Source organism: Nonomuraea sp. NPDC001684, from assembly GCF_053596515.1.
In genome coordinates this window covers 15371-38261 of record NZ_JBSFGJ010000029.1, presented here as the reverse complement: position 1 = coordinate 38261, position 22891 = coordinate 15371, and the positions used below count along the sequence as shown (strand labels likewise).

Sequence of the window (22891 nt, the reverse complement as noted above, 5' to 3'; positions counted from 1 at the left end):
TTGCAGTGCTCTCTTTTGGAACGATCGCTCGCGGGGGCCGTAATGTCACGCCCGACTTTTCCGGAAAGTCGTTCTGGTTGACCGCCCGACAAGATGTCTCAGCAGCTCAACGCGGTTTTTCTCATGTTTTTTAGCGCTCAGAAATCTCTCGTGTAATGTCCGCGCCGAGCGCGCGCATTCGCGCCGCGAGATGTGCGTGGCCGCGATCGATGAGGTATCCGGACTCGATGACGGTCTCTCCTTCGGCCGCCAGACCGGCGAGCACGAGCGCGATACCGGAGCGCAGATCGTGCGCCGTGACTTGCGCGCCCTTGAGCGGCGTGCGCCCGCGCACGACGGCCCTGCTGTCGTCGACCTCGACGTCGGCGCCCATCTTGTTGAGCTCGCCGGCCAGGGCGAAACGGCCGTCGAAGATGCGCTCGTGGATGTAGCTCGTGCCGTCGGCCAGGGCGGCCACCGTCATCATCGGCGACTGCAGGTCGGTCGCGAAGCCGGGATAGGTGTCGGTGATGATGTTGATGGGCCGCAGCGGACGGTCGCACCGCACGTGCAGCACCGCGCCCTGCCGGGCGAAGTCGACGCCCATCTGCTCCAGCTTGTAGCGGACGACGCCCAGGTCGAGGCCGGTGCCCACGAGGCTGAGCTCGCCGCCGGTGATCGCCGCGGCCATCGCGAACACGCCCGCGTCGAGCCGGTCGGGCATCACGGTGTGCTCGACGGCGTGCAGCTCCTCCACGCCCTCGACGGTGATGAACCCGGTGCCGCCGCCGCTGATGCGCGCGCCCATCTTGGTGAGCATGTCGATGACGTCGAGCACCTCCGGCTCAAGAGCCGCGTTCTCGATCACCGTCGTGCCCTTGGCCAGCGCGGCGGCCATGATCAGGTTCTCGGTGCCGGTGTGGGAGGGCGTGTCCAGGTAGAGCGTCGCGCCGGTCAGGCCGCTGGCCTTGACGTGGATGACGGTCTCGCCCTCGTCGACGACCGCGCCCAGCCGCTTGTAGCCCAGGTAGTGGAAGTCGAGGTTGCGGCTGCCGAGGTTGCAGCCGCCCACGCCCTCGACGATCGCCTCGCCCAGCCGGTGGAGCAGCGCGGGGGTGAACAGCACCGAGCCGCGGAACCGGCGCGCGATCTCGGCCGGCAGCACCGGGCTGCTCAGCCGGGAGGCGTCGATGACCAGCGTGCGCTCGGACTCGTGCAGCTCCACGTACGCGCCGATCGCCTCGGCCAGCTCGACCGCGCGCCGGACGTCTTCGATGATCGGCACGTTCCGCAGCACGGTACGGCCCTTGGCGGCCAGCAGAGCCGCACCGATCATGGGAAGCACGGCGTTCTTCGCGCCCTGGATGAACGCGGTTCCACGCAGTGCGTTGCCACCGCGCACGCGGTAACGGACCATTTCGTGCGGCTCCTTGAAATCAACGGTGAGGCTCGATCGGGCCAACAGTAGTGGCTGACACCAGGTGACCCAGCCGAATCATCCGCTAAAGGGAGCCCCCGTGACGCGCTCATACGCTTCTAGGTATCGCTGCCTTGTGCGCTCGACAACATGCTCGGGAAGCCGAGGTGGGGGGTTTCCGGAGGATTTGTCCCATCCGGATTCGGGCGAGAGCAGCCAATCACGTACATATTGCTTATCGAAAGAAGGTTGCGCCCTGCCCGGCTGCCATTCGTCGGCCGGCCAGAACCGCGACGAGTCCGGCGTCAGCACCTCGTCGCCCAGGGTCAGCACGCCGTCGGCGTCGAAGCCCAGCTCGATCTTGGTGTCGGCCAGGATGATGCCGCGCTCGCGGGCGATCTCCGAGCCGCGCGTGTAGACGTCGAGCGTGATGCGCCGCAGCTCGTCGGCCGTCTCCGCGCCGACCTCGGCGACCACCTGCTCGAAGGAGATCGGCTCGTCGTGCTCTCCCTGGGGGGCCTTCGTCGAGGGGGTGAAGATCGGCTCCGGCAGCCGGGAGCCGTCCTCCAGACCGGGGGGCAGCGGCACCCCGGAGACCGTGCCGGTCGCGCGGTACTCCGACAGGCCGCCGCCGGTCAGGTAGCCGCGGGCCACGCACTCCACCTGGACCATGCGCAGCGGCTTGCACAGCACGCTGCGCGCGTCGTCGCCCCTGGCCAGGATGTGGTTGGGCACGACGTCCTTGAGCTGGTCGAACCACCACAGCGACATCTGCGTGAGGATCGCGCCCTTGTCGGGGATGCCGGGCTCCAGCACGTAGTCGAAGGCCGAGATCCGGTCGGAGGCGACCATCAGCAGCAGGCCCTCGTCGGTCTCGTAGAGGTCGCGTACCTTGCCGGAGTGCAGATGCTTCATCGGGCGATGTCCGTCCTGTGGTGCGAGCCGCGCAGCTCGACGCGGTCGACGAGGTCGTAGGCGTTGCGGCGGGCGCTCGCCTGGTCGGGGCCGTGACCGACGACGGTCAGCACCCGGCCGCCGTTGGAGACGACCTCGCCGCCGGGGCCGCGCGCGGTGCCGGCGTGGATCACGTACGCGTTCTCGGTCTCGGTCAGGCCGGTGATCACGTCGCCCTTGACCGGGGTGTCGGGGTAGTTCTCCGCCGCGATCACCACGGTCACCGCCGAGCCGTCCTTGAACACCGGGTCGAGGCCGAGCTCGCCGGTTGCGCAGGCCATCAGCAGCCCGCCGAGCGGCGTCTCCAGCCGGTCGAGCAGCACCTGCGTCTCGGGGTCGCCGAACCGGGCGTTGAACTCGACCACCTTCGGCCCCTTCTGGGTCAGGGCCAGCCCCACGTAGAGCACCCCCTGGTACGGCAGCCCGCGCCGGCCCAGCTCGGCGATCGTCGGGTGCACGACCTCGCGCATGACCTGCTCGGTCAGCCCTTCCGGCGCCCAGGGGAGCGGTGTGTACGCGCCCATGCCGCCGGTGTTGGGCCCCTCGTCGCCGTCGTAGGCGCGCTTGAAGTCCTGGGCGAGCTGGAGCGGCACCGCCGTGCTGCCGTCGCAGAGCGCGAACAGCGACACCTCGGGCCCGTCGAGGAACTCCTCGATGACCACCCGCTCGCAGGCCCGCGCGTGATCCAGCGCCTGGTCGCGGTCGCGCGTGACGACCACGCCCTTGCCCGCGGCGAGGCCGTCGTCCTTGACGACGTAGGGGGCGCCGAACTCGTCGAGCGCGGCGGCGGCCTCCTCCTCGGTCTCGCAGGTGCGGGCCCGGGCGGTGGGCACGTCGGCGGCATTCATGATCTCCTTGGCGAACGCCTTGGAGCCTTCGAGCATGGCCGCCTCACGGGTCGGCCCGAAGCAGGCGATGCCGGCCTCGCGCACGGCGTCGGCCACGCCCGCGACGAGCGGCGCCTCCGGCCCGATGACGACGAGGTCGGCCCCCAGCCGCCCGGCCAGCTCGGCCACCTGCGCGGGATCGACGGGATCGACGGGATGAACGGTCGCGACGCCCTCGATGCCCGCGTTACCGGGAGCACAGTGGAGCTCGCTGACCTGGGGATCGAGTTTGAGCGAACGGCACAGGGCGTGCTCACGCCCTCCGGAACCAATGACTAGAACGCGCACGTGCCCCATTGTCGCAGGCCCGGCCCCCTCGCCCGGCGCGGGTCCCGGGCGGGTTGCAGGCACGTCGAATGCCGGAACAAGCCCGCATCTTTGTGCGGTTCTACCTGAACCGAGCACCCTCCGGCGAGTATCGTCGTTTGGGTTCACCCGCCTGTGGTAGGTTAAGGCGGCTTTGCGGCGTCTCTTGTGATTGGAGGTGGTCCGGGATGAAACCTGGCGATCCCAGCAGTACGTGCTCTCCCACGTACGCCCCAGTTACCCCCGACCACTCCAATCCGGCAGCCTGATCGTGCCTCCACGCATTTGTGTCGATTGAGGTGACTTTTCATCGCGCGTGGAGCGTGCCAGGTCGGGCGGAAAGGGACTGCCATGCGCTCGTCCACGCTTTTCCGTCGCATCAACCGTCACCCTGTTCAGCCGCATGCCGCACGCCCGCTCACCAAGCCGGTGCGTGAGGTCTGCGTGCCCCCTGTCGACTCCATCGTCGAATTCGGCGCCTACATCCAGGGCAAGAAGGTCTGCGCCCCGGGCATCGTCGAGTCCCTCGACCTCGTCCGCGAGCACAACAAGAACTCCGATGGCGCGAACGCGTTCGTCTGGGTCGGGCTGCACGAGCCCGAAGCGCCCGAGGTGGAGTGGTTGTCCGAGGTCTTCGGGCTGCACCCGCTGGCCGTCGAGGACGCGGTCAAGGCCCACCAGCGTCCCAAGGTCGAGCGCTACGGCGAGTCGCTGTTCATGGTGCTGAAGACGGTCGCCTACCTCGACCACGACGAGCTGACGGCCAACAGCGAGATCATCGCCACCGGCGAGATCATGGTGTTCCTCGGGGTCGACTTCGTGGTCACCGTGCGCCACGGCGAGCACTGCCCGCTGACCCTGGTCCGCGAGCGCCTTGAGGACAAGCCCAAGCTGATGAACCGCGGCCCGGCCGGCGTGCTGCACGCCATCGCCGACCACGTCGTCGACCAGTACCTCCAGGTGGCCGACCTGATGCAGCTGGAGCTCGAAGAGGTCGAGGCGACCGTCTTCGCCGACGTCAGCTCCCGCGACATCAACCGGATCTACCAGCTCAAGCGGGAGATGCTGGAGATGAAGCGGGCCGTGACCCCGCTGCAGTCGCCGCTGTCGGCGCTGCCGCAGCGCCGCGTCATCCCCTCGGAGATGCGCGAGTACTTCCGCGACGTCGGCGACCACCTGTCCCGCGTGTGCGAGCAGGTCGAGTCCTCCAACGAGCTGTGCAGCTCGATCCTGCAGGCCGCCCTGGCCCGCTCGAACGCCCTGGCCAACGAGGACATGCGCAAGATCTCGTCGTGGGTCGCCATCCTGGCCGTGCCGACGATGATCGCCGGCATCTACGGCATGAACTTCGACTTCATGCCCGAGACCAAGCAGGTCTGGGGCTATCCGGCGGTGCTGGCCGTGATGATCACTGCCTGCGTGCTGCTGCACCGCGGCTTCCGCCGCAACGGCTGGCTCTGAACGGCGCGTCCGGACGCTCGGGGGCTCGCGCGGTGCTCAGACGCTCACGGGCTTGAGCGGCGCTCAGACGCTCACGGGCTTGAGCGGCCGGACGCCCTCCGGCAGTTCGAGGCCGCGCTCGCGCCACAGCTCCCGCATGCGGTCGGGGTAGTCGGTCACGATTCCGGCCACGCCGAGGTCGATCAGGCGGCCGGCCAGGGCCTGGTCGTTGACCGTCCAGACCGCCACGTCGAGGCCCGCCGCGGCCGCCTGGGCCATCAGCTTCTCGTCGACCATCACGTGCTCGGGCGAGAGCGTGGTGGCTCCGGCCTCGCGGGCGGCGGCCGGGATGTCGTCGCCCAGCCCGCCCTCGTGCCAGTGGAGCGTGTCGAGCTCGATCAGCGCGAACCGCCTGGCCGCCGGCGCCAGCCGGGCCGCGTGCCTGATGACGCGCCAGTCGAAGCTGAGGACGGCGGCGTTGCCCAGCCGGCCGTGCCGGTCGAGCTCCTCGACCACCAGCTCGGTGAACATCTCCGGATCGGCCGTCAGCTCCGGCCTGGTCGGGTCGGACTTCAGCTCGACGTGCAGCCGCACGTGCTCTGCCTCGTAGGCGTTGACCAGCCCGAGCACCGCGCCGAGCGTCGGCATCCTGGTCTCCGGCATGGCGACCTGGGTGAGCGCGAACGGGTCGTCGAGGTGACGCGGCAGTCGTACGCCCACGTCGAGCGTGCGCAGCTGGGCGAGGCTGAGCGCGTTGATCGGCTTGCCCACGTACGGGAAGAGCGGATCGCCCTGCCGCAGCGGACGGCGGTCGGCACTGGTGACGGCCGAGACCGTCAGGTCGTGCGTGAGCACGAGGCGGCGATCGGCGGTGAGGGCGACGTCGAGCTCAAGCGCGTGAACGCCCAGCTCCATCGTGCGGCTCAGCCCTGGCAGGGTGTTCTCCGGCCACAGGCCCCGCGCTCCTCGGTGACCATGAATCTCAACGCGCACACCGGGGACACTACCCGGCGCGAGGCCCGCTGAGGCAGTGCCACGCCGTGTCCTTTTTATCCTGCTACGCCCCGGTCGGAAGGGAAGGCGCCAAGAGGGCTCTCCGCCCGCTTATTGCACGATAAATGCAACTACCTTGCAATAAGCTGGAGCTCATGACGGAGGTTCTCAAACATGCCCATTCAGCAACAGTCCGGGCATGGGTGGACGGCTGGGTGATCTCCCGCAACGCCCCGCGGCCCGTACCCGAACCGTGGGGCCTCAGAGTGGACGTCGGCCTTCCCGGCCACGTGGCGCGGCACGTCGTCCCCACCCCTACCGCGGAGATCCTGGACCACCTGACCGGCACCCTCACCGTCCCCGGCACCTGGCTCAAGCTCTGCGCCCCCGCCGAGGCGGTCGCCCCCTCCCTGCCCCCGCGGTGGTCCGTGCAGGAGCAGGAGTACATGATGACCACCGCGTCCCTGGCCCGCACCACCCCGAAGGCCCCCGCGGGCTACACCCTGGCGATCACCACCAGGGCGGGGGTGACCGTGGCCCGGCTGCTCACGGCCGCGGGCGAGGTCGCGGCGCGCGGCCAGTTCGCCGTCGCGGACCGGGCCGCCGTGATCGACCAGGTGGAGACGGCCGCCGAACACCGCCGGCGCGGCCTCGGCACGGTCGTCATGGCCGCGCTCGCCGCCGCCGCCGTCTCCCGGGGCGCTCGCACGGGCATCCTGGTCGCCACCGAGGCGGGCCAGGCCCTGTACGAGACCCTGGGCTGGACCCTGCACACCCCGATGACCGCCGCCGTCCTCACCGCCGGAGGCCCGGCGGAGGAGGAGCCCGCCGTCCGGCCGTAGTCCGGTGACACGCGAGGAGCCTGCCGTCCGGCCGTAGTCCCCTGACACGTGAGGGGCCCGCCGTCCGGCCGTAGTCCCTTTCGCACGCGAGGGGCCCGGCGCGTTCCCGCGCCGGGCCCCTCGTCACGTGCCGGTCAGACCAGCGACCGCACCACGACGGTCTGGTCGCGGCCGGGCCCGACGCCGATCGCCGAGATCGGCGCCCCGCTCATCTCCTCCAGCGCCCGCACGTACGACTGCGCGTTCGGCGGCAGGTCGTCGAACGACTTCGCGTTGGAGATGTCCTCCTTCCAGCCCGGCAGCTCCTCGTAGACCGGGACCGCGTGGTGGAAGTCGGTCTGGGTCATCGGGATCTCGTCGAACCGCTCGCCGTCGACCTCGTAGGCCACGCACACCGGGATGCGCTCCAGCCCCGACAGGATGTCGAGCTTGGTGAGGAAGTAGTCGGTGACCCCGTTGATCCGGGTCGCGTAGCGGGCGATCACCGCGTCGAACCAGCCGCAGCGACGGTCACGGCCGGTGGTGACGCCGTACTCGCCGCCGGTCCTGCGCAGCCACTCGCCCGTCTCGTCGGTCAGCTCGGTCGGGAACGGCCCCGAGCCCACGCGGGTCGTGTACGCCTTCAGGATCCCGATGATCTTCGTGAGCCGGTTCGGCGGGATGCCCGCCCCGGCGCACGCGCCCCCGGACGTCGGCGAGGAGGAGGTGACGAACGGGTACGTGCCGTGGTCGATGTCCAGCAGCGTGCCCTGACCGCCCTCCAGCAGCACGAACTTGCCCTCGTCCAGCGCCTTGGAGAGCACCAGCGAGGTGTCGGCGATGTGCGGCTTGAGCCGTTCGGCGTAGGCCAGGTACTCCTCCAGCACGGCGGCCGGGTCGATGCCGCGCCGGTTGTAGACCTTGGTCAGCACCTGGTTCTTCTCGGTCAGCGCGACCTCGATCTTCTTGGCCAGGATGCCCGGGTCGAGCAGGTCCTGGACCCGCACGCCCATCCGGGCGATCTTGTCGCCGTACGCGGGGCCGATGCCGCGTCCGGTGGTGCCGATCTTGGCCTTGCCCAGATAGCGCTCGGTGACCTTGTCCAGCGCCTTGTGGTGCGGCATGATCAGGTGCGCGTTGGAGGAGATCAGCAGGCGTTCGGCGGAGATGCCCCGCGCGGCCAGCCCGTCGATCTCGCTCAGCAGCACCCCCGGGTCGATCACCACACCGTTGCCGATCACCGGTACGACGTCCGGCGACAGGATCCCCGTCGGCAGAAGATGCAGAGCGTATTTCTGGTCACCGATGACGACGGTGTGTCCCGCGTTGTTGCCACCCTGATAACGGACGACGTAGTCGACGTCGCCACCGAGCAGGTCGGTGGCCTTGCCCTTGCCCTCATCGCCCCACTGGGCCCCAACGAGAACGGCAGCCGGCATTGTTCAGTCTCCCGAGCACAAAACGAAACCCCTGGCGCAAGTGCGACAGGGGCTCTTGCGTAGAGAGACTACCCGAGTCTGCCCATTCGTCCCAAGGCGCGTGGGCCCAATGCGGGCCCAATGCGCTGCTAACCCTTGGTCAGCGCCTCATATCCGGTCTCGCTGCTGTCCTTGAGGAACTGCAGGCAGCGCTCGGCCTCGTCCTTCTCGCCGATGGACTGCGCCGCTCTGGACAGGGCGTGCAGGCAGCGCAGGAAGCCGCGGTTGGGCTCGTGCTCCCAAGGGATGGGACCGTGGCCCTTCCAGCCGTTCCTGCGCAGCTGGTCGAGGCCGCGATGGTAGCCCGTGCGGGCGAAGGCGTAGGAGGTGACGGCATGGCCCTGCGCGAAGTACTCCTCCGCGAGCGCGGCCCAGGCCGCCGGGTGGGCGGGGAAGCGGGCGGCCACGTCGGCGGCCTTGGCCCCGGATTCCAGCGCCTCCCTGGCCTCGGGCAGGTCCGGCAGGTGAGTCGGGGGCGGCCCGGCGAGAAGGTTATCCATAGGACAAGTCATACCCGCCGTGCCGCCCAAGTGGCTAGGAGATCTTCGTCCCACTGCTCTTGAGGTTGTGGCAGGCCTCCGCCACGCGGGCCGCCATGCCGGTCTCGGCGCTCTTGCCGTAGGCGCGCGGGTCGTAGGCCTTCTTGTTGCCGACCTCGCCGTCGACCTTCAGCACGCCGTCGTAGTTGCGGAACATGTGGTCGGCGATCGGCCTGGTGAAGGCGTACTGGGTGTCGGTGTCGACGTTCATCTTCACCACGCCGTAGGAGATGGCCTCGTGGATCTCCTCCAGCAGCGAGCCGGAGCCGCCGTGGAAGACCAGGTCGAACGGCTTGTCCTTGCCGTACTTGGCGCCGACCGCCTCCTGGATCTCCTTCAGCACGCTCGGCCGCAGCTTCACGTGGCCCGGCTTGTAGACGCCGTGCACGTTGCCGAACGTGGCGGCCAGCATGTAGCGGCCCCGGTCGCCGACGCCGACGGCCTCGGCCGTGGCCAGCGCGTCCTCGGCGGTGGTGTAGAGCTTCTCGTTGATCTCGCCGACGACGCCGTCCTCCTCGCCGCCGACGACGCCGATCTCCATCTCCATGATGATCCGGGCGCGGGCGCACTTGTCCAGGAGCTCCTTGGCGATCTCCAGGTTCTCCTCCAGCGGCACGGCCGAGCCGTCCCACATGTGCGACTGGAAGAGCGGGTCGAGGCCCTTGGACACCCGCTCCAGCGAGATGTCGATCAGCGGCCGCATGTAGCCGTCGAGCTTGTCCTTCGGGCAGTGGTCGGTGTGCAGCGCCACCGTGACCGGGTACTTGGCGGCCACCACCCGGGCGTACTCGGCCAGCGCGGTCGCGCCCGTCACCATGTCCTTGACCGTCGTGCCGGAGAGGAACTCGGCGCCGCCGGTGGACACCTGCACGATGCCGTCGCTCTCGGCCTCGGCGAACCCGCGCAGCGCGGCGTTCAAGGTCTGAGAAGAGGTCACGTTGATCGCCGGATAGGCGAACCCGCCCGCCTTGGCACGGTCGAGCATCTCGGCGTAGACCTCTGGAGTCGCGATGGGCATGAGTCATCTCCCTGAGAAGTACGGCTTCGCGCCTGCCCAGTATCCCGGCTCCCAACCACAACTGGTAGTGACAACGCGTGCCGGATGGCCACATCCGATTCGCTCGGCTCCAGGTAGGCTCACGGGGTGGACTGGCTCTGGAATCTCCTCGACCCGACGTGGTGGCTCACCATCCTCGGCGCCTTCGCCACCATCGGCGTCCTGGCGATCATCTTCGCCGAGACGGGTCTGCTGCTCGGCTTCTTCCTGCCGGGCGACTCGCTGCTGGTGGCGGCGGGGATCTTCAGTTCCGCGTCGCTGGTCGTGGGCGAGGCGCCGCCGATCTCCTTCCCCGTCCTGGTGATCGGCACACCGTTGTGTGCCATCGCGGGCGCCCAGCTCGGCCACTTCCTGGGGGCCAGGTTCGGCAGGAAGATGTTCGACCGGCCCGACTCGCGGCTGTTCAAACGCGAACACGTGGTGCGCGCCGAGGAGTTCTTCCAGAAGTTCGGCCCGGCGCGGGCGGTCGTGCTGGCGCGGTTCGTGCCGATCGTCCGCACGTTCATGAACCCGGTGGCCGGCGTCCTGGAGATGCCCGCCAGGCGCTTCTTCCTGTGGAACGTCATCGGCGGCGTGGTCTGGGTCGAGGGCCTGGTGCTGCTCGGCTACTTCCTCGGCAGCAAGGTCGATCCCAAGCAGATCGACAAGTACATCCTGCCGGGCGTGTTCATCATCGTCTTCATCTCGCTGATCCCGATCATCGTCGAGGTCGTCAAGAAGCGCCGCGAGCGCAAGCGGCTGCCGCTGCCCAACGGCAAGCACCACCGCGTGCCCTCCAGCACCGACCCCCAGCACTGACACCGGGCACCGGCCCCCGGCGCTGACCGGGGGCCCTTGAGTTACCACCGGGTACAGTGCCCCCTGTGGGACGCCACAGGTCAGATCCGATGGGAATCGCCCGATCCGCCCTCGTCGTCCTCGCGGTGGGGGCCGTGGTGACGCTGGTGGTCGTCGGCGTGCGCGCCCTGATCGGCTCGTCCGGCTCGCAGCCGGAGCGGCCGCCCTCCGCGGCAGGGTCCACGGTCGTGCGGGCGAGCGAGGGCAGGGCGCCGACCGTGCGCATCGAGTGCGTGGCCGAGGTCTGCCCCACCGTGACCGTCCGCGTCCCCGGCGGGGACGTGCTGCACCATCGCGAGATGAGCGGGGGCGAAGAGGTCAGCTACTTCGAGCCCGAGCTCGACGTCGTGCTCGGCGACGCGGGCACCGTCCGCGTCACCGAGAACGGCAGCCCCCGCGCCCCCGGCGAGCAGGGCGCGAGGGAGGCCTTCACAGCCCGAGGTCCTGGAGGGTGAAGGCGGTGCGGTAGTCGAGCCCCTCCTCCGCCATCCGCGCGCCCGCGCCCCGGTCGACGATCGTGGCCACGGCCACCACCTCGGCGCCCGCCTCCCGCAGCGCCTCCACGGCGGTCAGCGGCGAGCCGCCGGTCGTCGAGGTGTCCTCCACGGCCAGCACCCGGCGGCCCTTCACCTCGGGCCCCTCGATCCGGCGCTGCATGCCGTGCGACTTCTGCGCCTTGCGCACCACGAACGCGTCGAGCGTGCGCCCGCGCGCCGCCGCCGCGTGCAGCATCGCGCAGGCCACCGGGTCGGCCCCCATCGTGAGCCCGCCGACGGCGTCGAAGTCGAGATCGTCGGTCAGGTCGAGCATCACCTTGCCGACGAGCGGCGCGGCCACCCCGTCGAGCGTGATCCGCCGCAGGTCGAGGTAGAAGTCGGCCTCCTTGCCCGAGGAGAGCGTGACCTTGCCGTGGACGACGGCCTTGCGCTTGATCTCGGCCAGCAGGTTGTCGCGGTCTGTCATGCGCCCAAGCTTAGGGTCCCAGGCTCAGCGTCCTGATGAGAGCCAGGGCCTGCGCGTGCGCGCGGGGGAGCCGGCGCACCCGGACGCGGGGGTGGCGGCCGTACAGGATCTCCGTGGCCCGCAGGTCGGCGACCTTGCCGGCCAGCCGGTCGTCCTCCCTGGTCACCGCGCCGACGCGGGTGGGCGCGAGCAGCGCCAGCGTCTCGTCGCCGGTGAACGCCCTGCGCAGCGCCGTGGCCAGGTTGAGCGCCGCCGCCAGCCGCTCGGCCAGTTCGGCGATCTGCCCGTACGGCTCGGCCACCACCAGCAGGTGCCCGCCCGCGACCGCCCCCCGGTAGAGCTCGCCCAGCCTGGTACGCAGGTAGGCCACCGTGGCCAGGCCGGTCAGCGGGTCCTCGCACTGCAGGTCGTTCATGGGCGCGAAGCTCTGCTCGGCCCACCCGGCCGCGTACGCCCGTACCAGCGGGAACGTCGGCTCTCCTCGATCGGTGACGGCGAACAGCGCCGCCAGGTCGCCCAGTCCCTCGCTGATCCCCACCCCCGCCCCGGCGCGCGCCGCGCCCAGCTCCTCGCAGGCGCGCGGCAGGTCGCCGCCGTCCGTCACGGCCTTGATCGCGTACGCCGCCGCCGGGGTCCACCAGTCGTCGGCCAGCGACCAGCCCTCCGCCATGCTCCGGCCGCGCCAGCGCGACAGCACGTCCTCGTCCATGCGTCCTCCCGTGGTCCTCAGAGGTAAAGACGGCGCTGCGGTTTAGTCATGACGGAGAATGCGGAATGATTGCGCGGGGCAACCCACCGTAATCGTGAGGTCACAATGAGTGTGGAATCGCCGCGAAGCGATGCGGACCTGCTGAAGGAGGTCCGCGCCGGCGACGCGACCGCGTACGGACGGCTCTACGAGCGTCACGTGGCCGCGGCCCGCGCGCTGGCCAGGCAGCTCGTCAGGGGCGAGTCCGAGGTCGAGGACGTCGTGGCCGAGTCGTTCACGAAGATCCTCGACCTGGTGGGCAGGGGCGGCGGGCCCGAGTCGGGGTTCCGCACGTACCTGCTGACCGTCGTGCGCCGTACCGTCTACGACCGCGGCCGGGTCGAGAGCCGCCAGGTGACCACCGGCGAGATCGAGCGCTACGACGCGGGCGTGCCCTTCGTCGATCCCGCGCTCGTCGGCCTGGAGCGGTCGATGATCTCGCGCGCGTTCCTGTCGCTGCCCGAGCGGTGGCGGGCGGTGCTCTGGCACACCGAGGTGGAGAAGTGCAAGCCCGCCGAGGTCGCGCCGCTGCTCGGCCTGTCGGCCAACGGGGTGGCGGCGCTGGCCTACCGGGCGCGCGAGGGGCTGCGGCAGGCGTACCTGCAGATGCACCTGCGCGCGGCGCCGCAGCACGAGTGCCGTCCGGTGCTCGGCAAGATGGGCGCCTACGTCAGGGGCGGCCTGGCCAGGCGCGACTCGCGCGCGGTCGACGACCACGTCAACGACTGCGAGGAGTGCCACGGCGTCCTGCTCGAACTGACCGACGTCAACCGCGGCCTGCGCGTCATCGTCGGCCCGCTGATCGCCGGCCCGGTGTTCAGCGGCTACGCCGCGGCGCTGGCCAAGGCGGGCGCGGCCGGCGGCGGAGCGGGCTGGCTGCTGCGGCTGTTCGGCTGGTTGCGGCGGGCGCCCTCGCGGCAGCAGGTGGTTGCCGCGGGCGGCGTCGCGGTCGCGTCCGCGGCGGTGGCGGCGTTCGTGCTGGTGTCCGGGGAGTCGCCGGTGGCCGAGCGGCCGGTGGCCACGCCCACACTGGTGGCCCAGCCCCCGGTGTCGGTGCGGCCGGTGCCGCTGCCCGTGGCGAGCGAGCCGCCGGCGCGCGTCCCGCCGCCGCGGAGGGAGCCGCGGGGCAGGGCCCGGCTGCGGGCCACGATCGGCGCGCTCGGCGCCCTCGTACGCGCCCAGCCCGGCATCGTCGGCATGCGCCTGCGCAACGACGGCGACGGCCCGAGCGGCGAGCTGGCCGCGACCGTCGAGCTGCCGCCCGGCGTGACCCTCCTGCCGCCGGCCAGGCGCGGGCACGGCGTGGCGCTGCTCGAACCCGTGGGCACGGTCGACGGCTGGTCCTGCCGGCAGGCCGGGCAGGGCGCGCGGTGCGCCAGGCAGCCGCTGGCCGCCGGGCAGGGCACGGCGGTGTTCCTGCGCGTGCTGGTGTCGGAGCTGGCTCCGGAGGGCGCCGGGCCCGCCGTGCGCGTCGACGCCGACGACCTCCACGTCGACGCGCGGGCCGCGCAGGGCGTGCGCACGGTGGGGGCGTCGGCCAGGTTCGCCACCGAGGGCAGGGTGGCCGTCCGGGCGATCGGCAACACGCTGCTGAGCTGTCCCGAGGAGCACGACGGCTGTCCCGAGGCCAGGCGCCGCCAGGGCGACCAGCGCGACAACGACCTGTGGTCGATGACCCCCCTCGACCAGGACGCCAGCCCGGCCACCAGCGCCTCCAGCGCGGCCCGGCTCACCCTGCCCAAGGACAGCCGGGTCGTGTGGGCCGGCCTCTACTGGTCGGCGAGCGGCGCGGCGGCGGGGCCCGTCAAGGTCAGGGCGCCGGGCCGGCGCACGTACGTGTCGGTCCGTCCCGACCACGTCACGGCCCTCGACATGCCGCTCGGCCCGGCCTACCAGGCGTTCGCCGACGTCACCGCGCTGGCCGGGCAGGCGCGGCCGGGCGGCCTGTGGTGGGCGGCCGACGCGCCGATGGCGGAGGGGGCCTCCAGCCACGCCGGGTGGAGCCTGGTGGTGGTCGTGACCGGGCCGCGGCAGCCGTACAGCCAGGCCGTGGTGCTCGACACGGCGACCGTGATCGGCGGCGCGGACCGGAAGGTGCGCATGCCGCTCGGCGGCCTGAGCCCGGCCGCCGCGCCGGCCAGGGCCGAGCTGGTGACCTGGGAGGGCGACGCCGATCTCCAGGGCGACAAGGTCTCCCTCGGCACCGGCGCGATCGTCCCGGAGGGCGGCGACCGCGAGCGCGCCAACGTCTTCGACGGCTCCGCCAACGGCGCCGGGGGCATGACCTTCGGCGTCGACGTCGACACGGTCGACGCCGAGCTGGGCCGCGATCCGGCGCTGACGATCGTGACCGACAAGGACATCGTGCTCTTCGGAGCGGCCGCGCTGACCGTCAGGGCACGTTCATGACCGCAAACAGGACGAACTGGTACGGTCTGCCTAAATGGTCCGGCTGCACGGCGGCCCGCGGTCGAATCGTCGGGATTCACCCTCGCGCGATCACCTGCTTTCATTACCCTGAAAGAGGGCCGCCGAGTCCGGTCTCTGACGGTGCAGAGCCAGCAAGGTCGGACCACCAGGAAAGGGGCGGTGTCAGTGGATCGCTGTGCGCTGTTCGTGGACGCCGGCTATCTGCTGGCGGACGGAGCGATGGCCGTGCACGGCACTCGCCATCGAGAGGCCGTCGCCTGGGACTATCCCGGGCTCCTCCAGCTGATGACCAACCTGTCGCGCGAACGCACGGGCCTGCCGCTGCTGCGGTGCTACTGGTACGAGGCGACCGTCGAGGGCCGCCGCACCCCGGAGCACGACGCGCTGGCCGACATCCCGGGCCTCAAGCTCAGGCTCTCGCGCATCCGGCCGGGCCGCCGCGAAGGCGTCGACGCCCAGGTCCATCGCGACCTCATGACCCTCGCCCGCAACAACGCCATCTGCGACGCCGTCGTCGTCAGCGGCGACGAAGACCTCGCCCAGGTGGTGTGCGACGCACAAGACCTCGGCATCAGGGTCACCGTCATCCACATCGCCGCCGACGGCGGGTGGGCCGTGTCCCGGTCGCTGCGGCAGGAGTGCGACGACCTGGTCGAGCTGGGCAACGCCCACCTGCGGCCCTACGTCACGATGGTGAGCGGCGTCACCGAGTCCTCCAACGGCCACCACCAGCCGCTCAGCAACGGGCACGCCGCCCCCTCGCTGCCGCCCGCGCCGCCGGCCGCGCCCCCGGCGACCCCGACGGCCTCGCTGCCGCCGGCGCCGTCCGCGGGCAGCCACGCGGCCGGGCAGCACTCCGGGAGCCACGCGGCCCCCTCCTCCGGCCAGTCGTCCGCCAACGGGCAGGCGTCCTCGGGCGGGCGGTCGGCCACGCCGCCGGTGCTGCCGTCGTACTCGGGGTACCAGGAGCAGCCGTCGTCGATCCCGCCGTCCGTGCCCCCGTCCGTGCCCCCGTCCGTGCCCCCGTCCGTGCCGCCGTCCGCGCCGGCGACCGGGCCGCTGCAGCAGCCGCAGTCCGCCTCGCCCAGCACCGGGCAGTTCGCCACGCCGTCCTCGGGGGGCGCCTACCAGCCGGCGCAGCTCGGGCCGTACACCGGGCCGCAGGCCGCGCCCGTCTCCCCGCCGCCCGCCGCCACCGCCGGGGCCACCACGCTGGCCGACGCCGTGAAGGCCGCCCATCGCGAAGGGCACGACTTCGGCGAGTCCGTGGCCCGCGACGCGCCCGCGCTGTGGCTGGAGGCGGTGCTGGCCCGCAAGCCGCGCATGCCCTCCGACCTGGAGGCCCGCCTCCTGCAGGGCTCCTCGCTGCCGATCGACTTCCTGCTGCACGACGAGGTCCGCCACGCCCTGCGCCGCGGCTTCTGGGACGCCCTCGAACGCGCCCGCCACTGACCCACCCGCGCACGGCAAGCCGGACGCCCGGGCGCCAAGAGCGGCGGCCCGGGCGTCGGACGGGACGAGATCAGGAGAGCGCGTCGAACCCGGCGCGCAGGTGGGCGACCCGATCGCCCAGGTCGGCCAGCGGCACGGCGAGCGCCGGATCCTGCGACTTGCGGGCCAGCTCCCGCACCCGGGCCAGCTCGTCCTCCACCGCCGTCAGCCGCCGGGACAACTCCGGCAGGACCGAGGCGTGGTCACCCGCTCCGGGCGGCAGCTCGCCGGTCAGCCGCTCGCGGAGCAACGACGCCTGCTCGGCCAGGCGCTTGTTCATGTTGTAGAGCTCGGTGAACACCGACACCTTCGCCCGCAGCACCCAGGGGTCGAACGGCTTGGTGAGATAGTCGACCGCCCCCGCCGCGTATCCGCGGAAGGCGTAGTCGGGGGCGCTGTCGACCACGGTCAGGAAGATGATCGGGATGTTCCTGGTCCGCTCCCGCCGCTTGATGTGGGCGGCCGTCTCGAAGCCGTCCATGCCCGGCATCCGGACATCGAGCAGGATCAGCGCGAACTCGGTGTTGAGCAGCGCCTTGAGCGCCTCCTCGCCGGACCTGGCGCGTACGGGCACCAGGTCGAGCGAACTGAGGATCGCCTCCAGGGCGATCAGGTTCTCCTCGCGGTCGTCGACCAGGAGGATCTTTGCACGGTCCGGCATCGATCACGACCCTTCAGCGGTTGAGGGCGACGAGTCGGTCGTGGCTCCCCGCCCACGGCTGAGCCAGCCGCGCAGCCGTTCGAGCAGGCGATCGACGTCGACCGGCTTGGGCACGTAGTCGGACGCGCCCGAGGCGATGCTCTTCTCGCGATCACCACGCATGACCTTAGCGGTCAGCGCGATGATCGGCAGGTCGGCGAACTGGGGCATGCGCCGGATGGCCGAGGTCGTGGCCCAGCCGTCCATCTCCGGCATCATGATGTCCATCAGCACGAGCGCGACGTCCTCGTTCCGTTCGAGCTGCTCGATCCCCTCGCGGCCGTTCTCGGCGTAGACGACCGTCGATCCGTGTCGTTCCAGCACGCTGGTGAGGGCGAACACATTGCGGATGTCGTCGTCGACGATGAGGATCTTGGCGCCGTTGAGCGGGTCGTCGCCCTGCCACTGGGCGGGCGTCTCCACCGGCGGCTCGACCAGCTCGGGCATCGGCATGTCCAGCGGCGGCGGCTCGGGCAGGGTCGCGGCGGCGGCCTGCTCCTCGGCGGGCGAGGTCATGAGCTGCCGGCGCGGGGCCGTGCTGCCGTCGGTGGCGGCCAGCGGGCCGGTGTAGGAGGCCGGCAGGTAGAGGGTGAACGTGCTGCCCCTGCCCAGCTCGCTCTCGACGTGGATCTCGCCGCCGAGCAGCCGGGCGATGTCGCGGCAGATGGCCAGGCCGAGGCCGGTGCCGCCGTACTTGCGGCTGGTGGTGCCGTCGGCCTGCCTGAACGCCTCGAAGATGACCTCGCGCTTGTCGGGCGCGATGCCGATGCCGGTGTCGATCACCTGGAAGGCCAGCAGGTCGGTGGCGTCGTGGAGGGTGTCGTCGTCGAAGTCGACCCCTCGGGGGGCCGCCGCGACCCGCAGCTTGACCTCGCCCTTCGGGGTGAACTTCACCGCGTTGGACAGCAGGTTGCGCAGCACCTGCTGCAGGCGCTGCTCGTCGGCCCGCAGCTCGCTCGGCACGTCGGAGGCCACCTCGACGCCGAAGGACAACCCCTTGTCCTGGGCCAGCGGCGCGAAGGCCGCCTCCAGCAGGTCGACCATCTTGGGCAGCGACACCTGGATCGGATGGATGTCCATCCGGCCCGCCTCGACCTTCGACAGGTCGAGCATGTCGTTGATGAGCTGCAGCAGCGCCGAGCCCGCGCTGTGGATCGTGCGGGCGAACTCGACCTGCTGGGACGTCAGGTTGCCCTCGGCGTTCTCGGTCAGCAGCTTGGCCAGCACCAGCAGGCTGTTGAGCGGCGTGCGCAGCTCGTGGGACATGTTCGCGAGGAACTCGGACTTGTACCGCGAGGAGACCGCGAGCTGCTCGGCGCGCTCCTCCAGGGTGCGGCGGGCCTGCTCGATCTGGAAGTTCTGGATCTCGATCGCGCGGTTCTGCTTGGCCAGCAGCGCCGCCTTGTCCTCCAGCTCGGCGTTGGACCTGCGCAGCTCCTCCTGCTGCCGCTGGAGCTCGTCGGAGCGCTCCTGCAGCTCGCGGGTGAGCCGCTGGGACTCGGTCAGCAGGTCCTCGGTGCGGGAGTTGGCGATGATCGTGTTCATCGTGACGCCGATGGTCTCGACGAGCTGCGTCAGGAAGTCGAGGTGCACCTCGCCGAACGGGGTGAAGGAGGCCAGCTCCAGCACGCCGAGCACGCGGTTCTCGAACAGGATCGGCAGCACGACGATCTGCGCGGGCGTGGACTGGCTGAGCCCGCTGTCGATGGTGATGAACTGCGGCGGCACGTCGTCGAGGATGATGTGCCTGCCCTCGGCCGCCGCCTGGCCGACGATGCCCTCGCCGATCGCGAAGCGCCGGCGCGGCCCCCGGTCGGGACGCACCCCGTAGCCGCCGATCAGCGTCAGCTCGTGGTCGCCCTCGGGGTCGATGCCGTAGAAGGCGCCGTAGCGGGCCGAGACCAGCGGAGTGAGCTCGCTCATCGTCAGCTTGGCCACCTCGAACAGGTCGCGGTGGCCCTGCATGAGCCGGGAGATGCGGGCCAGGTTCGACTTGAGCCAGTCCTGCTCCTGGTTGGCCTGGGTCGTCTCGCGGAGGTTGGCCACCATCGAGTTGATGTTGTCCTTCAGCTCCGCCAGCTCGCCCTGCGCCTCGACGGCGATCGACCGGGTCAGGTCGCCCCGGGCCACGGCGCTGGTCACGGTCGCGATGGCGCGCACCTGCGTGGTCAGGTTGCCGGCCAGCTCGTTGACGCTCTCGGTGAGCCGCTTCCAGGTGCCCTCGACGCCCTCGACCCGGGCCTGGCCGCCGAGCTGGCCCTCCGAGCCCACCTCGCGGGCCACGCGGGTGACCTCGGAGGCGAAGGAGGACAGCTGGTCGACCATCCGGTTGATGGTGGTCTTCAGCGCCAGGATCTCGCCCTGGGCGTCGACGTCGATCTTGCGGGTCAGGTCGCCGTTGGCCACGGCCGTGGTGACCTCGGCGATGTTGCGCACCTGATAGGTCAGGTTGTTCGCCATGAAGTTGACGTTGTCGGTGAGGTCCTTCCACACGCCCGACACGCCCTGCACCCGCGCCTGGCCGCCCAGCTGCCCCTGCGTGCCCACCTCGCGGGCCACGCGGGTGACCTCGTCGGCGAACGACGACAGCTGGTCGACCATGGTGTTGAGGGTGTCCTTGAGCTGAAGGATCTCGCCCTGCGCGTCAACGGTGATCTTCTTCGACAGGTTGCCCTGCGCCACCGCGGACGAGACGGCCGCGATCTGGCGCACCTGCGAGGTGAGGTTGTTGGCCATCGAGTTGACGTTGTCGGTGAGGTCCTTCCAGACCCCGGACACGCCGCGCACCTGCGCCTGGCCGCCCAGCTGGCCCTCGGTGCCCACCTCGCGGGCCACGCGGGTGACCTCGGAGGCGAACGAGGACAGCTGCTCGACCATCGTGTTCATGGTCGACTTGAGCTCGAGGATCTCGCCCTGGGCGTCGACGTCGATCTTGCGGGTCAGGTCGCCGTTGGCCACGGCCGTGGTCACCTGGGCGATGTTGCGCACCTGGTAGGTCAGGTTGTTGGCCATCGAGTTGACGTTGTCGGTGAGGTCCTTCCAGACGCCCGACACGCCCTTCACCTCGGCGCGCCCGCCGAGCTTGCCCTCGGTGCCGACCTCGCGGGCGACTCGGGTGACCTCGTCGGCGAAGGACGACAGCTGGTCGACCATGGTGTTGAGGGTGTCCTTGAGCTGCAGGATCTCGCCCTCGGCGTCAACGGTGATCTTTTTCGACAGGTTGCCCTGGGCGACCGCCGTCGCGACGGTGGCGATCGAGCGCACCTGCGAGGTCAGGTTGTTGGCCATGAAGTTGACGTTGTCGGTGAGGTCCTTCCAGACGCCCGACACGCCGGTGACCTGTGCCTGGCCGCCCAGCTGGCCTTCCGTGCCCACCTCGCGGGCCACGCGGGTGACCTCCTCGGCGAAGCCCGAGAGCTGGTCGACCATCGTGTTGACGGTGTTCTTCAGCTCGAACATCTCGCCCACGGCGTCGACCGTGACCTTGCGGCTCAGGTCGCCCTTGGCGACCGCCGTGGTGACCACGGCGATGTCGCGGACCTGCGCGGCCACGCGCGAGGACATCGTGTTGACGGCCTCGGTGAGGTCGCGCCAGCTTCCCGACATGCCCCGCAGGTTGGCGCTGCCGCCCAGCCGGCCCTCGGTGCCCGCCTCGCGGGCGACCCTGGTGACCTCGGAGTTGAACAGGGCGAGCTGGTCGACCATGCCGTTGATGGCCTTGCCCAGGCGGCGCACCTCGCCGCGGGCCGACCGGTCGAGGTCGATGCGCCGCGACAGGTCGCCCTTGGCCACCGCGTCGATCACGTCGGCCGCGCCGCTGACCGGGCTGACCAGGGCGTCGATCAGCATGTTGACCGACTCGACGCTCTCGGACCACGCCCCGACGCCCGGGCCGGGCGTCAGCCGCTCGCCGAAGCGCCCTTCCTTGACGACTTCTTTGCGAACTCTCGCCAGCTCGTTCGCGAGGTGTTCGCGGCGGTCGGCCACTTCGTTCAGCAGCAGGCGCACTTCGCTGAGGATGCCGGGAGGAGCGTGCGGGACCCGACGCCGGAAATCGCCGTCACGCCAGGAGAAGAGAGTCTCCAGCACGGGAACGAGATCCGATTCCGTATAGGTCCGCTCCTCCGGGCTTGATGCGGCCTTGGCCGTGGTCATGGGGCCTCCTTCACTCGCGACGGGTCCCGGCGAGTGAGTCAAGTCTGTCACGATGAGTAGCTCGTAGTCCTGCCCTTGGATTTACCCCAAGTCAGTGAGAAGTGTGGTAGGCACGATGGGATGACTGCTTCTCCCCACGCGGTCCTGGCCGCGACCTTCGCGCCTGGCGATACCGCTGTGACGGCTGCGATGAGGTTCACGCGCGAGGTGATGACCGCGTGGGCCACCGTCAGCGTGCTCCACACCGCCGAGCAGGTGGCCGGCGATCTGGCGGAGCAGGTCTCTGACGAGCCGTTTGAGGTGATTTGGAAGCATTACGGGGACTCAGTCCAGGTCGAACTGCGGCAGCGGATCACCGCGCACGGTGACCCGAAGGCTCCTTCCGTGAACGTGGAGGAGTGGGGAGTCACCTTCGCGGGCGATTCCCGTGTCCATTGGGCAAGGCTCACGCTACCCGGCTCCGTGGACCAGGTGGCCGCCGAATGGGCGGAGGAGAGCGCTCGTGGCCCCCACTGGCTCGGCTTCCTGGCCGACGCCAGCGACCTGCTGGCCGGCACCCTCGACCCCGACATGGTCCCGGCGATCATCGCCCAGATCGTCGTGCCCCGCCTGTCGAGCTGGTGCGCGGTCTACACCGCCGGCAACTCGGGCGGCCCGCTGCGGCTGGTCTACCTCTGGCACGCCGACGAGGCCCGCATCGACGGCCTGCGCGAGCAGCTCACGGACATGGACGTCGGCGCGGCCGACACCAGGGCCACGTCCGTCATCCACCTGAACGACTCCCAGGTGCTGGCCGTGCCGCTCACCGCGCGCGGCCGCGGGCTCGGCATGATGTGCCTGGGCCGGTCCGACCGCTTCCCCGACGAGGTCATCCAGTTCGCCGACGACATCGGCAGGCGCGCCGCGCTGGCCATGGACAACGCCCGGCTCTACGCCCAGCAGGCCGCGGCCAACCGGGCGCTGCAACGCAGCCTCCTGCCGCCCAACGAGCCCGAGGTGCCCGGTCTCGACTACGGCGTCATCTACGAGCCCGCCGGCGAGGCCAACGAGGTCGGCGGCGACTTCTACGACCTGTTCAAGGCGGGCGACGACTCCTGGCGCTTCGCGATCGGCGACGTCTGCGGCACCGGCCCCGAGGCCGCCGCGGTGACCGGCCTGGCCCGCCACACGCTGCGCCTGCTGGCCCGCGAGGGCTACGGCGTCGCCGCGGTGCTCGGCCGGCTCAACCAGGCGATCCTGGAGGAGGGCGAGCGGGCCAGGTTCCTCACGCTGCTCCACGGCGACATCACGCCCGTGGCGTCCGGCCTGGAGGTGCGGCTGGTGTCCGCCGGCCATCCCGAGGCGCTGCGGCTCAGGCCGAGCGGCAAGGTGGAGGCGGTGACCACGCCGCAGTCGCTGCTCGGCGTCTTCCACGAGGTCGTGTTCGAGGCCGACACCATCCATCTCGACCACGGCGACGTGCTGCTGGCGGTGACCGACGGCGTGACCGAGCGGCGCTCGGGCGGGCGGCTGCTCGACGACGACGGCGGTCTGGCCAAGCTGCTGGCCGAGTGCGCCGGGCTGTCGGCCAGGGCGGTGGCTGAGCGCATCCGCAGGGGCGCGGCGGAGTTCGCCGCCGAGCCGAGCGCCGACGACCTCGCCATCGTGGTCCTGCGCGCGCGCTGACCGGTGTGGGAGCGCCCCCGCAGGAGCGCTC

The 22891-nt window shown here is 70.8% G+C and carries 18 protein-coding genes; 7 read left to right on the top strand and 11 right to left on the bottom strand.

Features of this window, described 5'->3' with window-relative positions:
* Positions 1-130 precede the first annotated feature (130 nt).
* From murA to purD, 3 genes are all read right to left on the bottom strand, one after another.
* Entirely contained in the window at positions 131-1396 is a 1266-nt protein-coding gene (gene murA, locus ACWCSD_RS08990; protein ID WP_358290635.1) for a UDP-N-acetylglucosamine 1-carboxyvinyltransferase, read from the bottom strand.
* A gap of 78 nt (positions 1397-1474) precedes the next feature.
* Positions 1475-2311: a phosphoribosylaminoimidazolesuccinocarboxamide synthase gene (locus ACWCSD_RS08985; protein WP_358290632.1), complete on the bottom strand. Its 837-nt coding sequence runs from the start codon at positions 2309-2311 to the stop codon at positions 1475-1477.
* Complete coding sequence (gene purD / locus ACWCSD_RS08980; protein ID WP_449913788.1) at positions 2308-3525, bottom strand: phosphoribosylamine--glycine ligase; 1218 nt, start codon at positions 3523-3525, stop codon at positions 2308-2310. Before purD ends, ACWCSD_RS08985 begins: the two co-directional genes overlap by 4 nt.
* A gap of 462 nt (positions 3526-3987) precedes the next feature.
* Here purD and corA point away from each other — a divergent pair, with 462 nt between their 5' ends.
* A complete protein-coding gene (gene corA, locus ACWCSD_RS08975) occupies positions 3988-5004 on the top strand; it encodes a magnesium/cobalt transporter CorA (protein WP_352357551.1) in 1017 nt (338 codons plus the stop codon).
* Positions 5005-5067: 63 nt separating this feature from the next.
* Here the strand turns inward: corA and ACWCSD_RS08970 are convergent, their stop codons facing one another.
* On the bottom strand, positions 5068-5976 hold the full coding sequence (locus ACWCSD_RS08970) for a glycerophosphodiester phosphodiesterase family protein (RefSeq protein ID WP_397154801.1): 909 nt from the start codon (positions 5974-5976) through the stop codon (positions 5068-5070).
* A 155-nt stretch (positions 5977-6131) separates the two neighbouring features.
* On the opposite strand from ACWCSD_RS08970, the gene ACWCSD_RS08965 reads away from it, so the two are divergent.
* The gene (locus ACWCSD_RS08965) at positions 6132-6818 is read left to right on the top strand and encodes a GNAT family N-acetyltransferase (RefSeq protein WP_397154799.1); all 687 of its coding nucleotides are present in this window, start codon (positions 6132-6134) and stop codon (positions 6816-6818) included.
* Positions 6819-6952: 134 nt separating this feature from the next.
* Here ACWCSD_RS08965 and ACWCSD_RS08960 read toward each other — a convergent pair whose 3' ends face one another.
* The 3 genes from ACWCSD_RS08960 to fbaA all read right to left on the bottom strand — a co-directional run bounded on the left by ACWCSD_RS08960 (position 6953) and on the right by fbaA (position 9832).
* Positions 6953-8236, bottom strand: a complete 1284-nt coding sequence (locus tag ACWCSD_RS08960; RefSeq protein WP_358290619.1) for an adenylosuccinate synthase — start codon at positions 8234-8236, stop codon at positions 6953-6955.
* A gap of 128 nt (positions 8237-8364) precedes the next feature.
* Positions 8365-8775 (bottom strand): DUF3151 domain-containing protein, encoded by a 411-nt coding sequence (locus tag ACWCSD_RS08955; RefSeq protein ID WP_352318011.1) that lies wholly within the window; start codon positions 8773-8775, stop codon positions 8365-8367.
* A gap of 34 nt (positions 8776-8809) precedes the next feature.
* Entirely contained in the window at positions 8810-9832 is a 1023-nt protein-coding gene (gene fbaA, locus ACWCSD_RS08950; RefSeq protein ID WP_352318009.1) for a class II fructose-bisphosphate aldolase, read from the bottom strand.
* Between the two features lie 126 nt (positions 9833-9958).
* Here fbaA and ACWCSD_RS08945 point away from each other — a divergent pair, with 126 nt between their 5' ends.
* Both ACWCSD_RS08945 and ACWCSD_RS08940 read left to right on the top strand, forming a co-directional pair.
* Entirely contained in the window at positions 9959-10669 is a 711-nt protein-coding gene (locus tag ACWCSD_RS08945) for a DedA family protein (RefSeq protein WP_358290615.1), read from the top strand.
* Between the two features lie 89 nt (positions 10670-10758).
* Positions 10759-11163: a hypothetical protein gene (locus ACWCSD_RS08940; RefSeq protein ID WP_449913785.1), complete on the top strand. Its 405-nt coding sequence runs from the start codon at positions 10759-10761 to the stop codon at positions 11161-11163.
* Here the strand turns inward: ACWCSD_RS08940 and pyrE are convergent.
* Both pyrE and ACWCSD_RS08930 read right to left on the bottom strand, forming a co-directional pair.
* The gene (gene pyrE / locus ACWCSD_RS08935) at positions 11138-11671 is read right to left on the bottom strand and encodes an orotate phosphoribosyltransferase (protein WP_352357535.1); all 534 of its coding nucleotides are present in this window, start codon (positions 11669-11671) and stop codon (positions 11138-11140) included. The genes ACWCSD_RS08940 and pyrE overlap by 26 nt on opposite strands.
* A 10-nt stretch (positions 11672-11681) precedes the next feature.
* Positions 11682-12380 carry a hypothetical protein gene (locus ACWCSD_RS08930; protein WP_397154794.1) on the bottom strand — a complete coding sequence of 233 codons (699 nt, stop codon included), beginning with the start codon at positions 12378-12380 and terminating at the stop codon, positions 11682-11684.
* A gap of 111 nt (positions 12381-12491) precedes the next feature.
* Here ACWCSD_RS08930 and ACWCSD_RS08925 point away from each other — a divergent pair, with 111 nt between their 5' ends.
* Positions 12492-14828 carry a sigma-70 family RNA polymerase sigma factor gene (locus tag ACWCSD_RS08925; RefSeq protein ID WP_449913784.1) on the top strand — a complete coding sequence of 779 codons (2337 nt, stop codon included), beginning with the start codon at positions 12492-12494 and terminating at the stop codon, positions 14826-14828.
* Between the two features lie 186 nt (positions 14829-15014).
* Entirely contained in the window at positions 15015-16301 is a 1287-nt protein-coding gene (locus ACWCSD_RS08920; protein WP_449913783.1) for an NYN domain-containing protein, read from the top strand.
* Positions 16302-16371: 70 nt separating this feature from the next.
* Here the strand turns inward: ACWCSD_RS08920 and ACWCSD_RS08915 are convergent, their stop codons facing one another.
* Positions 16372-17001, bottom strand: a complete 630-nt coding sequence (locus ACWCSD_RS08915) for a response regulator (protein WP_364327633.1) — start codon at positions 16999-17001, stop codon at positions 16372-16374.
* 3 nt (positions 17002-17004) lie between these two features.
* Complete coding sequence (locus ACWCSD_RS08910; RefSeq protein WP_358290600.1) at positions 17005-21195, bottom strand: HAMP domain-containing protein; 4191 nt, start codon at positions 21193-21195, stop codon at positions 17005-17007.
* 462 nt (positions 21196-21657) lie between these two features.
* Here ACWCSD_RS08910 and ACWCSD_RS08905 point away from each other — a divergent pair, with 462 nt between their 5' ends.
* Positions 21658-22860: a PP2C family protein-serine/threonine phosphatase gene (locus ACWCSD_RS08905; RefSeq protein WP_358290597.1), complete on the top strand. Its 1203-nt coding sequence runs from the start codon at positions 21658-21660 to the stop codon at positions 22858-22860.
* The last annotated feature ends 31 nt before the right edge of the window (positions 22861-22891 follow it).